At 63.1% G+C, this 11,715-nt stretch carries 10 protein-coding genes; 2 read left to right on the forward strand and 8 right to left on the reverse strand.

Going from position 1 to position 11,715, the window contains the following annotated elements:
• Window positions 1–244: 244 nt before the first annotated feature.
• Window positions 245–1,291 carry a VacJ family lipoprotein gene (locus tag GVL61_RS08430; protein ID WP_159978920.1) on the forward strand — a complete coding sequence of 349 codons (1,047 nt, stop codon included), beginning with the start codon at window positions 245–247 and terminating at the stop codon, window positions 1,289–1,291.
• Window positions 1,292–1,471: 180 nt separating this feature from the next.
• Here GVL61_RS08430 and GVL61_RS08435 read toward each other — a convergent pair whose 3' ends face one another.
• From GVL61_RS08435 to GVL61_RS08445, 3 genes are all read right to left on the reverse strand, one after another.
• The gene (locus GVL61_RS08435; RefSeq protein ID WP_235037581.1) at window positions 1,472–2,596 is read right to left on the reverse strand and encodes a histidine-type phosphatase; all 1,125 of its coding nucleotides are present in this window, start codon (window positions 2,594–2,596) and stop codon (window positions 1,472–1,474) included.
• Window positions 2,597–2,905: 309 nt separating this feature from the next.
• A complete protein-coding gene (locus tag GVL61_RS08440) occupies window positions 2,906–3,409 on the reverse strand; it encodes a putative quinol monooxygenase (protein WP_235037582.1) in 504 nt (167 codons plus the stop codon).
• A 20-nt stretch (window positions 3,410–3,429) separates the two neighbouring features.
• Window positions 3,430–4,425, reverse strand: a complete 996-nt coding sequence (locus GVL61_RS08445; RefSeq protein ID WP_159978924.1) for an aldo/keto reductase — start codon at window positions 4,423–4,425, stop codon at window positions 3,430–3,432.
• A gap of 529 nt (window positions 4,426–4,954) precedes the next feature.
• Between GVL61_RS08445 and GVL61_RS08450 the strand changes: the two genes are divergently transcribed.
• Window positions 4,955–5,536 (forward strand): DedA family protein, encoded by a 582-nt coding sequence (locus GVL61_RS08450; protein WP_159978926.1) that lies wholly within the window; start codon window positions 4,955–4,957, stop codon window positions 5,534–5,536.
• A 114-nt stretch (window positions 5,537–5,650) separates the two neighbouring features.
• Here the strand turns inward: GVL61_RS08450 and GVL61_RS08455 are convergent, their stop codons facing one another.
• The 5 genes from GVL61_RS08455 to GVL61_RS08475 form a co-directional block, all read right to left on the reverse strand.
• Window positions 5,651–7,159: a DUF4139 domain-containing protein gene (locus tag GVL61_RS08455; protein ID WP_159978928.1), complete on the reverse strand. Its 1,509-nt coding sequence runs from the start codon at window positions 7,157–7,159 to the stop codon at window positions 5,651–5,653.
• A gap of 38 nt (window positions 7,160–7,197) precedes the next feature.
• Complete coding sequence (locus GVL61_RS08460) at window positions 7,198–8,607, reverse strand: DUF4139 domain-containing protein (RefSeq protein ID WP_159978930.1); 1,410 nt, start codon at window positions 8,605–8,607, stop codon at window positions 7,198–7,200.
• Between the two features lie 108 nt (window positions 8,608–8,715).
• On the reverse strand, window positions 8,716–9,474 hold the full coding sequence (locus GVL61_RS08465) for a sulfite exporter TauE/SafE family protein (RefSeq protein WP_159978932.1): 759 nt from the start codon (window positions 9,472–9,474) through the stop codon (window positions 8,716–8,718).
• Window positions 9,475–9,539: 65 nt separating this feature from the next.
• Entirely contained in the window at window positions 9,540–10,505 is a 966-nt protein-coding gene (locus GVL61_RS08470) for a hypothetical protein (protein ID WP_159978934.1), read from the reverse strand.
• On the reverse strand, window positions 10,498–11,676 hold the full coding sequence (locus GVL61_RS08475; protein WP_304621349.1) for a DegT/DnrJ/EryC1/StrS aminotransferase family protein: 1,179 nt from the start codon (window positions 11,674–11,676) through the stop codon (window positions 10,498–10,500). The genes GVL61_RS08470 and GVL61_RS08475 overlap by 8 nt, the downstream gene beginning before the upstream one ends.
• Window positions 11,677–11,715: the final 39 nt, after the last annotated feature.

Consider the following 11,715-nt stretch of genomic DNA (forward strand, 5'->3'; position numbering starts at 1 on the left):
CAGAGCGTTGTAAAGCCACGTCAAATCAACCGGGACCAATGCCGAGCCCGCCGGAAGCGGGGCAACTCCCCCGATTTTGCACTGTCTATTTCGGTCGAAAGTGCGGCGGCACATGCAATTGACGGCCAGTGCAATCAGGCCTAGCCCGCCGGCTTGCGCATTACATGCGGCAAGATAGCTGCGTCGATGGCGCTGTGTGAACGATTTTGGCGTGTCCATGCGACCGCTTCGCAAGGACGACCTAATGAGCCTGACGGCCACTGCTGCCGTATTGATTATGAGTTCTGCCGCCCCGGTGGCGGAGCCTCTCATCATGATCGATCCCGTGGTCGCGGTTCAGGCCGAGCCGCAGCCGGACGCTGCACCTGAGCCCACGGCGGCGCCCTTGCCGGCGCCTTCGCCGGACGTGCCAAGCGCAGCCCCGGGCAATGATGCTGATGCGATTCAACGTGATGTGACTCAAGGCGACGATATTGTCGTAATGCGCCGCCAGCCGGCGCCACCGGGCGATCCGCTCGAGCGGATCAACGAACAGTCATTCAAGACCGTGCAGGCCGTCGATAACGCGGTGCTGAAGCCGGTCGCCCAGGCCTACAACAAAGGGCTGCCCGGACCAGTCAGGCAGGGTCTGCGCAACTTCTTCTCGAACCTTGGCGAGCCAGTGGTCTTTGCCGCCTATCTCCTGGAGTTCAAGCCCGGCAAGGCGCTCGAAACGGCGGGGCGGTTCGCGATCAATACCACTATCGGGGCGGCCGGTCTTGTCGACATGGCAAAGCGCAAGCCGTTCAACCTGCCCTATCGGCCCAATGGCCTGGCCAATGTAATGGGGTATTATGGTGTCGGGCCGGGGCCTTACATGTACCTGCCGATCATCGGCCCAACCACGCTGCGCGACATTATCGGCGATTCCGTCGACAAGATGCTGGTGCCCGCAGTGGTAGGCAAGCCGTTCACCAAACCGGCGGTCGTGATCCCGGCGACGATCCTGGGCCAGTTGGGCGAGCGTGCTGCCTTCGATAGCGAAGTCACCCGTATCCGTGAGGAGGACAATCCTTACGCGACTTATCGGGAGCTGTACCTGAAACAGCGCAAGGCCGAGATCAACGCGCTTCATGGTCGGATGACGCCTGCAGTCGTCCCGGTCTATGGCCGCGCGATGCCCACCGCCGGAACCCAAGAAGAGGATGGGACTACCCAGCCTGAACAGGTTCCCCAGCAAAACGGCAGCACGCCGCCGCCGCATCCTGATCCCGCCGCCAATGCGCAAACGGGTGAAGGCGGAGCGAACTAGGGATTACCCTTCCGGCGAGTTGCAGAACAATAATGCTGTGGGCGTTGCCGGTCCTGGGCCCGCGTTTCGGGCGAGGGTCTGTTTTGCAGGCAAAGTCGGCCAACAACTGATCCCGGTGACCGGGCGGCGTTGACTGCGCCTGAAGGCTGCGGTTTGACGCCGCAACCTTCAGGCGTTCGATCAGGGAGCGGGATGGGCGAGACGTTCGCGCGTGATCTTTTCAAAGGTCTCCAGCGTGCAAGCGGTCTTGGTCGATCCGCAGCCCGGGATTTCCAGATAGCTACGGCTCGGCGGCGCGGCGCGGGTCAGCGGGGTGAGGGCGCGCAGCTGGTCCATCGTCTGCGCTTGCTGGAATGCGCGCACGAAACGGTGACCGGCCTTGTCGCGCAGCAGTTCGAAACCGATCGCGCCGCCGGGGGCGATATCGTCGCGCGGATAATCGGCCATTGTCCAGTGCAGTTCGTAGAAACCGCCGAGCGCGGCAATATTGCTGTCATGGCCGAACAACAGTGTGACTTTTCCGCCGGTGCCGGAAAGCGCGTCGATCATCCGGGTGACGATCGGCGCGGCGAGGCGCTGGGCGACGTAAGCCGGGCGCGTCTCGTACTGGAATTTGACGGGGTGGAAGCGCAGTATCGCGCGGATGTCGGCCTTGCTGGCACGGCCCCAGCCGACCTGGCTCATCGGCATCCCCTCAAGATATTCCAGCAGCAGGGTCTGGCCTGCTGTGGATGCGAACGACAGGCCGCCTTTCATGTCCGGCTTATCGCCCGGCGTAGCCTTGAGCGTCGAGGCGGGGTCGACGGGCACGCCGACGATCCGCTGCAAGGCTGCGAAATCGGCCCGGCGCGCGGCTACGACGGCGGGAAGACCACCTTTGGGAAACTGCGCCTGCGAAGCCGCCAGCGCCTTGTCGCCATCGATGGCTACCTCCGCGCCGGTCGGATGGAACTGGTCCTCGGCTTCTTCATCGGCCGGGTGGTCGAGCGCAACGTTGCAGCCGGGCTGCAGCGTTCCGAGGAATGCTTTCCCGGTCTTGATTGCGCGCGAACTGCCACTCGCCCAGGCGCTGATGGTTCCGGGGACTGCGCAGCCCGAAGCCGGGAGAAGCCCCGAGGCAACGAACAGATTGCGGTCGTAATCCGCCAGACGCCGGATACCGTCAGCGCCGTGGTCGGTGAGATCGCCGGCGGGGGTGTTCCACGTCGGCCATTCGTCCTTCGTCGTGCCCACCGGCGTCGCCGGGAACTTGGTGGAGGGGCGCACGCCATGCCGCATCAGCATCACCACGCGTTCGACCGTCATCTCATCTTTGGGGGAGGCAGCGGACGCGGCGGCTGAAATGCAAAGCAGTGAGGCAGCGGTACAAGCAGCAGATACGGCACGCAGACGCCGGGAGGTTGAGCTACGGTTCATGATACAAGCGCCCTGTTTTAAGATGGGGTGCGCGGTAGCTGCCTTATGTGACTGATCCGTGACGGTAAACGCGCTGGCCGCCTGCGGAGCCTGCCAGTCCCTGCGTGCGCCACCAGTCGAGGTCGCGCTGTCCGGGTGGCAGATCGGCTACCAGAGGGACATGGGCACCATGAACGTCTCAGAATGACCGCAGCCTATTCACATGCAATGCGCGCTGCCAGTTTCGGAAATACCGGATTTCGCACAAAGCATGACAGGCGTGGTCGGCATTAGCTTGAGTGACCGGACCATGGGTGCGGTCAACGTCTTGTACTTCATGAATTGCGGGGAGCGCAGATGCGCCTCGTAGGCCGCGCGGTTGGCGTAGACTTCGAGAAGACGAATATGCGCGGGGTTTTCGTCGATCGACACCGCGTTGAGCATCAATACGCCCGGCTCCAGCCTTACCGATGCCTCTACTTCTTCCGCTAACAACGCCTTGTAAGCTGCGATTTGGGCCGGATCAATGTCCAGTTCGGCTATCCTGACCAAGGGGCGAGCGTCCGCCGCAGCCGGGCCCGTTGCCTCCGGCGGGGCAGCGGACAGGGCGCCGGGCGGTGCGAGACTTACGGCGATTATCCATAAGGCCCTGACCCCTAACGACTTCAAAGATGTCCAGGTCATGATAAATGCTCCGGTTGCCGCAAATAGACGCTGTTTCATGGTGTTTCCGGCAGGCAATTTTACCGGTCGACCAGATTTTCCTGGGCCTGCGAGTACCGTGCCCCCGCAATCGCTATGGCAGCGGAGGCATCCTCGATGGAGCGCATGTCTTCGGGCGTCAGGACAACATCGGCCGCCCCAAGATTTTCCTCCAGCCGGTGCAGTTTTGTAGTCCCCGGAATAGGCACGATCCACGGCTTCTTCGCGAGGAGCCAGCCCAATGCGATCTGCGCAGGCGTTGCGCCTTTCCGTGCGGCGAAGTCTGCCAGCAGATCTACCATGACCTGGTTGGCCTTGCGGTTCTCCAGTTCAAAGCGCGGCACCGTGCTGCGAAAGTCGGTGCTGTCGAAGGGAGTGGATGCATCAATCTTGCCGGTGAGGAAGCCCTTGCCCAGCGGACTGAACGGTACGAAGGCAATGCCCAGTTCCTCCAGCAGCGGCATCAGCACTTCCTCGGGTTCGCGCCACCACAGCGAATATTCGCTCTGCAATGCCGCTACGGGCTGAACCGCATGGGCGCGTCGGATGGTCTGCGCGCCGGCTTCGGAAAGGCCGAAATGTTTGACCTTGCCTTGCGCGATCAGGTCCTTCACCGCTCCGGCCACATCCTCGATCGGCACTGCAGGGTCGACGCGGTGCTGGTAATAGAGGTCGATCGCATCGACCTTCAACCGCTTCAGCGAACCTTCAACGACCTTGCGGATATGCTCCGGACGGCTGCTTAGCCTGCTCCAGCGATCGGTATCGCCGGGTCCCGGCTCCATGCCGAACTTGGTGGCGATGACGACCTCGCCTCGGAAGGGGGCCAGTGCCTTGCCGACCAGTTCCTCGTTTAACAGCGGACCATAGACCTCGGCGGTGTCGAAAAAGGTGACGCCGCGTTCCACTGCGGCACGCAGCAGCGCGATCATCTCCTGCTCGTCCTTGGCCGGACCATAAGACCAGCTCATGCCCATGCAGCCCAGGCCGATGGCGGAAACTTCCAGCCCGTTCGTTCCAAGAGTGCGCTTTTTCATTGTGAGGTTCCTTTCCGTTACTCGGAGGCCGGACCGGCGAGATATTCCTCAACCGGCGGTGACGATCAGCGTCTAGCCGAGCGAGTGGGTGGGTCAGGGGCTGCGGGCACCGGGCTCGAATGAGGCGGTCCGTCCCGCAGCATGTTGCATTGGCAACCTAAGCGCGCTGTGCTTCATTGATTAGATGCTTTTATCTGCATGAACTTGTGAAGACAATTCAGCAATGTCGCGGATTGATCCGAACGACCTCAACGCAGTCAGCACTGCAGCGCGCAAACGCAGCTTCGCCTGGAGAGCAAAAGAAAAGCCGGCCACGAGGACCGGCTTGAAAAGTTTTGGGAGAGGATGCCTGAAAGGCGAGATCTGTTTCGTTCATGTTGCGGCGCAGCACAAGTGCGCATTTTGCACGCTTACTTTCAAATGCAGCAAGTCCCCCAGTCGGTTGGTCGACGAGGGCAACCGATTGATGGAAATCTGGATTTGAATACCCCGACGTTGGTTGGCATGCAGGGAAGCGGAGACGGTTGCTATGTCCTTGGAACAGATCATCACCGAATATGGCTTGGTCGGCCTTGCACTGGGTGCAGGTCTTGAAGGGGAAACCGTAGTTGTCATCGGCGGACTGATGACCCATCGAGGTATCCTGCCGTTCTGGCCCTCCGTCGCGGCGGCAGCGGCTGGCTCGTTTCTAGCAGACCAGTTGTTCTTTTTGCTGGGGCGACGTTTTCGTGAGCATCGCTTCGTTCGCGGGTTGCAACGGAGACCGGCCTTTGCGCGTGCTTTAACCGCATTCAACAGACATCCCGTTTTGTTCGTATTTGCCTTCCGCTTCCTTTACGGGCTGCGTACGGTCAGTCCGCTGGCGATCGGCACAACACTGCTTTCCGCCCGAAAATTCCTTGCGATCAACGCAGCCGCGGCGATCGTGTGGGCGCTTGTCTTCGTCACCGTCGGCCATTGGTTCGGGCAGGCGATCGAGGCAGAGTTCGGACGCATCAAGTCGCTTGAGCATCTCGTTGGCGGTGCGCTGGCGATTGCAGCCATCATCGGTATTGCCGTGTTGCTTGTGCGAAAGAACAGGGCAGCTGGGAGCAGCAAGACAGACGGCTAACGGTCAACGGTCAGTGCCGCGATATATCCGAAAGAGCGTCGATCGCGAATTTAACATAAGATATATTATCAGCCTTACGGTGCCGATAATGGGCCGGCCAAATTTGGCGCGCCCTTAGAACCGATAGTACAATTGAGCGCTCTCTCTCGGCGCTAGAGTTACAGACCAGGTCGCAATGCCGTCGACCGCGTCAAGCGCGGCGCCATCAACCTTGATCTTTTGACCGGCGCTGCCGATCGGCACCTCCAGCACAACGGGAAACGGGTTGGCATTGCTGGCAGTGATGACTGACTCTCTGGCGGGGCCCCCTTGCTGCGTGACGACGACTTGTGTGCTGCTTCCCGCTGCGAGCCGGAACGTCTCTCCCTCCGCCCGGTCTGTCAGCGAGCCCAGGCCCAGCAACAGTCGTTCACCGCTCTGCCCATTAGCGTAAAGCGCAGTGCTTCCGGCAGGCAGTGCCAGGCCAAGCCCGGCCTCGCTCTTGTTGCGCAGGACCAGTACGACCGTTGTTGCAACCGCCTCTATCCGCTGCCCCGGATAGACCGGACGGCGATAGCGGCGCTCGAACGGTACTTGCCCGCGCGCCAGCAATGCCACCTGCTTCTGACTGCGTGGGCTTACCGTCACGCGCTCGGGCACGCGGTAGAGCTTGAGGTCGCCCAGGTCCTCCGGCGGTGGCGGAGGAGGTGCTGGTGGTGGTGGGGCCGACATTGCTGTCATCGCCATGGCTGGTGCGCTTTCGAAGCCGCGTGAGGCCGTGACTATGATATCATCATGCTCACGTAGATTGGAAGTCGTGGTTCCCAGCGGAAAGCATTGGAGCCTAAGGGCGCCCACCGCCGCCCGCAGCATGGGCGTGGCCACCCGGTTGACCTTGCCTGCCACCGCTCTGACCTGGGCATCGGCAAAGCCCTGAGGATTGCCGTTGCCCAGGCTCAACCAGGCAAACAGGTCGAGAGACCGGCCATCGCTCGCCTGCGTCGCGACATAACTTGCACGCCAGTCGAAACCGGAGGCAATGTAGCTCAACCGTACGGAAACGGTGCGGGCCGAGGGGCTGTCGGTAACTACACTGAGTACCGGCTTGCTGGACAGTCCTGCAGGCACCCCGGCGAATTCCAACCGTTCGGGCAGGCCGGAGCAGCGCAGCGTCTCCACGCCGGTCGCCGTGCGCAGGACTACACCAGGTCGCGGCCCGGCGACGATCGTGGCTTCTTCGCTGACTTTGTTCCCGGTCACTTTATCCGTGCGCGTCACCGTGACCTGCCGCCCTAACGTACCGTCGACGAGCGAAGACGGCGACAGCAGCCGCGCATCGCGGTTTTTTTCGACCGTGCCGCCGGGCAGTCCCTCTATCACGGCGCTCACAGGGATGATCCCTTCAGCCACGCCTTCGAAGCGCAACACAGCGCGGCCGCGCGGCAGGCGTATCTTGCGCGTCTCCGTCACCATTGCGAAGCCGCCCAGACTGCGCAAGTCGAGCGCGCCGTTGCCGTAGGGCGCACGGTAGACAGTCAACTCCACACTACCGGGTCCGGGCGAAGTTACCGCTTTTTCGCCCCCCTCGCCGCGCGCTGCTTCCCTGGCATTCACAGGCCAGCCAGCGGCCAGGGCCAGCAGCATGGCTATAGCCGGCACCGGAAAGGATGGCCGCGCGGTCATCAGTAGCGCGTGTCGAACGTCGCGGTGACCACCGCCTCCCCGTTGGCCGGCACTGGCACCTGCCATACGGCCGAACCCGCATCACGGCGTTCGCTCTTGCGGTTTTCCTCGATGATACGCGTGTCGCCCCAGTCGAGCCCACCCTGCACCAGTTCAACGGTCGCCGCACGCGAACGGGCATTTGTGAGGCGGTAGCGCATTTGCGTGCGCCAGCGGCCATCGCCAAGGCGCGTGCGCAAAACGGTCGTGGGCTGGACCTTTACGTCGAAGGCGTCGCCGGTAGGCAAACCGATGGTCGATCCCTGCGGAGTATGATCGATCTGGTTTTCGCCGGTGAACTGCGGTTGGCCGCGTGCATCGCGGACATAGACCCGCACTGTCCCGGCAGGCAGTGCATCGCCGAGGCCACCAGCGCCCGAATTGGCGAAACGCAATACGCTTGCGGCGCTGCGCGCCTCGTTCGCCGTGCCCAGCCAGGGGTTCTCGAACCGATAGCCCGAACTGGCGGACACGCCCTTCGCATCGAGGAAACTGACCTGCTTGGTCTGCTTGTCGGCAATCGTCGTGCGTTCTGCCAGCGGGTAGAGATAAAAATCGCCGAGTTGTTCGCGGTTCGCAGTTTCTGTGCCAGGCTGCACGCGCGTAGCCCGGCGCGGATAAGACGGTGCATATTGATTGCCACCGTTCGAACTGCCCACGTCACCGGCGACAAGCAGTGTCCTGGCGGCGTTGAAAGTCGTCCCGCTGGTATTGCGCAGGGTCACCCAGCCCTGCACATCGACAGTGCCGCTCTTGTCATCAAACAGGGCGACGTAATCGGCGCTCCAGCCAAGGCCGCTGGAAAGATAGGAGAGGGTTGCGGGGCGATTACCGGCGCGATTGCTCGCCAGTGTGACGGACAGCGTCGGACGGGCACGCAGCGATTCGGGCACACGGTCGAACACGGCGCGCACTGGCAGGCCGTCATCGCGCAGGACTTCGACGTGGCCGTTTATTTCCAGCACCACGCCGCCGTTCACGGCAAGGACTTTCGCCCGCTCCCGCGTTTCAGCGCCGGTTGCGGGATTTGTGCGGATCAGGTTGATCGTCTCACCAACGGCCTTTTCCATCAGGCTGGACGGGCTGAGCAGGTCGTAATCGAAATTCTGCTCGACGATCGCGGCGTCGGCGACGGTGAGCGATACAGTTTCCGGCCTGATCTGGGCGCTGACATCGGGAAAGCTCTGCCGCACCCGGCCCTTGCCGATGTCGAGCGGACGGACGTCCTGCACCAGCGCCACGTCGTTGTTGTAGATGGTGACAGAGAGATCGCCTTGCGCGCTGGCACCGCCGGGCGTCGCGGGAACCTCCTGCGCAACCAGTGAAGCGGGTACTGCCAGAGCTGCCCAGCCGGCCCAAATCGCACGCATCGACTTCCCCTTCGACCTTGATGCATCTTCATGCAGGCGATGCACCCGTGATGCAATGCCCCAAAAATCAATCGGGTGCGGGCCGAAGTTGCGGTTTTACCGAGGTTATTAGAGATAGGCCTTGGCAAAGAAAGCCACGGTCACAGCGCCCGCGAGCGTAACCGTAACAGCCTCAACGACACGGCGTGGTAGCCGGGTTGCCAGCAATGCCCCCAGATAGCCGCCTGCGATTGCCGAGGGCGCCAGCAGCAGCACGTCGTGCCAGCGCACCGCGTTCATCACTGCGAAAATAGCGATGGCAGCGGTGTTGGCCGCTGTCACCAGAACCGTCCGCGGGCCTTGAAGGCGCTTGAGGCCGGTGCGGGTAGTCACGCTCCAGAATGCCATCATCATGATGCCGACGGCGCCGCCGAAATAACCGCCGTAGATACCCAGCAGGAACTGGCCCGACTGGATGAGCTTCGGCCCGGCCCCCTGCCCGCCTTCGTCCCCGTGGAGCCGCGATGCAACGCGTTTGCCGAAAGCCAGTGCCAGCGTGGCAACCAGCAGGAGCCATGGCAGGACGCGGTCGAACAGGGTCGAAGGGGTCGCCAGCAGGAGCACGCTGCCGATCGCCCCGCCGAGCAGCGAAATCACCGCAAGCTGGGTCAGCGAAACGCCCGCCACGGGACCGATGTCCTTGCGGTAGACCCATGCGCTGGCGGCACCTCCGGGATAGAGGGCGACGCTGCTCGAGGCATTGGCGACTACCGGCGGTACGCCTGTCGCCATCAAGGCCGGCAAGGTCACGAAGGAGCCTCCCCCCGCGAGCGCGTTCATCGCGCCCGCCAGGAGGCCCGCCCCGGCAAGAAGATAATTGGTGTCCACACAGAAGCTTGTGCCATCCGGGCAAGGCAGCGCAATGCGAATGGCCGGCAAGAAGGTGGTCTGCGCTATAGCCCGGCGGGCGGGATCAACCGGACTGGAAGCGGCAGCTCGCGCCGCCATAGTGCGCAGGCTTGCTGGCGCGCATTCAACGGCCGGGCAAGGTCGGCGATCTGTCTGCGGCTGAGGCCCGAACGTTCGCAATAGAAGGGATGGCGCGGTTGCCGGGCGAAGTAGCTGTGGAACAGGGCGGTGCGATCCACCGTATGGGCAGGCTGGCCGCGATGGAAATGCTCCGCCGTCTCGCAGAAGATGACGGTGCCAGCCGGTCCTTCGCAGCTGACCATGTCCGTTTCGTACCCTGCGCCCAGCCTCTCGGTGAGCGCAGCGTCGTCCGCCAGCATGTAGCGGTAGCCGTTGACACCCCCCTGCCGGGGGTCGCGGCGGCGGATCATCTGGAAGGGGCCGCCGCCGGCAGTAACGTCGTTGCAGTAGACGGCGACCTTGATCGTGCGCCGGTCCTCCCAGTCGCGGTGCCAGCAGCGTGGGCCAGCCTCCTTGCCATCGGCGACGGTGTAGATGAGTTGCAAGCCGTCATAGGCAGCGGGCAGACCGAGGTAGCTCTCCACGATGTCGAGCAACCTCTCGTGAAGACCCCATCTGAAGATCTCCGGGCGGGAGGCGATGTCGGAGGGCGGGACGATGACGAACTCCTGTCCCTTTGCCGCGAGCCGCCGCGCTTCCGGGACGAAATCGCGTGACAGGCCCCGCGCCGCCGCCATCATCTCATCCGATCCCGGCAGGCCGAGCGCGTCCAGGCTGGTGATGTGGATGCCGTCGCGGTGCAGGTCTTCGACGATGCGAACGTCCGCGCCGGAAAGGCGTGGCGCAAGGGGCCCATGCCGCGCCAGCGCGTTTTCGTGGCCCTGCATCAGCAGGGGGTTGAGCATCGCCGAATTGGCGCAGCGCAGCGCGGTTCGTGCCGGCAGATCACGCGCCCATTTCATCGCCGAACGCAAAGGCGCTTCAGCCATGGCTGAGAATGTCGATGGTTCGATCGACAAGACTATCGCTGAGATTGGGATGGATCGGCAGGCACAGGATCTGCCGGGCGATGCGGCGTGCTACCGGCAGCGGCTGACGCGCCGAAGGCAGGTCGCGGTAGCCGGGCATGTCACAGATCAGTGGATGGAAGTACCGCCGCGCCAGGATTCCGGCAGCCTGCAGGCGGCGGCACAGGGCATCGGCGTCGACGGGATAGTCTTCGGATACCAGGATCGGGAAGTACGAATGGTTGAGCGTGGCTCCGCCGCCGATGCTGAACGGCGCGATTCCGTCAATGTCTGCCAGAGCTGCGTGATAGCGGGCGCTGATCTCGCCGCGCCTGGCGATCAGACCGTCGATGTAGCGCAGTTGCAGCAGGCCGAAAGCCGACTGCAATTCGTTCAGCTTGCCGTTGATTGAGGCGCGGGCCATCACCGTGTCTTCGATGAACCCGAAATTGCGCAGCCGGTCGATCTTCGACTTGGTGCGCTGATCCGGCGAAACGATCGCCCCGCCCTCTAAAGTGTTGAACACCTTGGTTGCGTGGAAGCTGAGGACGGAAAGGTCGCCCTGCCGCAGAATGCTCTGGCCGCCGATCTGAACGCCGAAGGCATGGGCCGCGTCGTAGATCACCTTGAGTTCGTAGACGTCCGCAATGCGCGAGATCGCCGCCGTGTCGCAAGGGTGGCCGAAGCAATGGACCGGCAGGATCGCACTGGTCCGGTCGGTGACGGCGGCTTCGATCCCGGCGGGCGCCAGGTTGCAATCATCCTCGTCGATATCGACGAAGACCGGGGTTGCTCCGACCAGACGCAGCGCGTGGGCCGTCGCGACGAAGGTGAACGGCGTGGTGATGACCTCGCCGCCGACCTTCATCGCCTGCAGGGCAAGCCAAAGGGCCGTCGTGCCGTTCGAGGTCAGCGAGATGTAGGGAACGCCGAGATACTCTTCGAGCGCCCGCTCCAGTTGCTGGTGGAACGGCCCCGAATTGGTCAGCCAGCGGTTGCTCCAGATGGTTTCCAGAAACGGAACGAATTCTTCCAGCGGCGGCATGAAAGGCTGCGTGACCGGGGTCGGCGGCTCTGCCGGCAAGTCCATCGGCATAAGGGCCGGGATACGTGCCAGTGCGGGCATGGCGACAGGGTGTTCGCTGAGTTTCATGCGTCCATCTTCACCTTTGGAAGGAATGGGCAGCCGCCT

The organism is Novosphingobium sp. 18050 (assembly GCF_902706195.1).
GTDB lineage: Bacteria > Pseudomonadota > Alphaproteobacteria > Sphingomonadales > Sphingomonadaceae > Novosphingobium.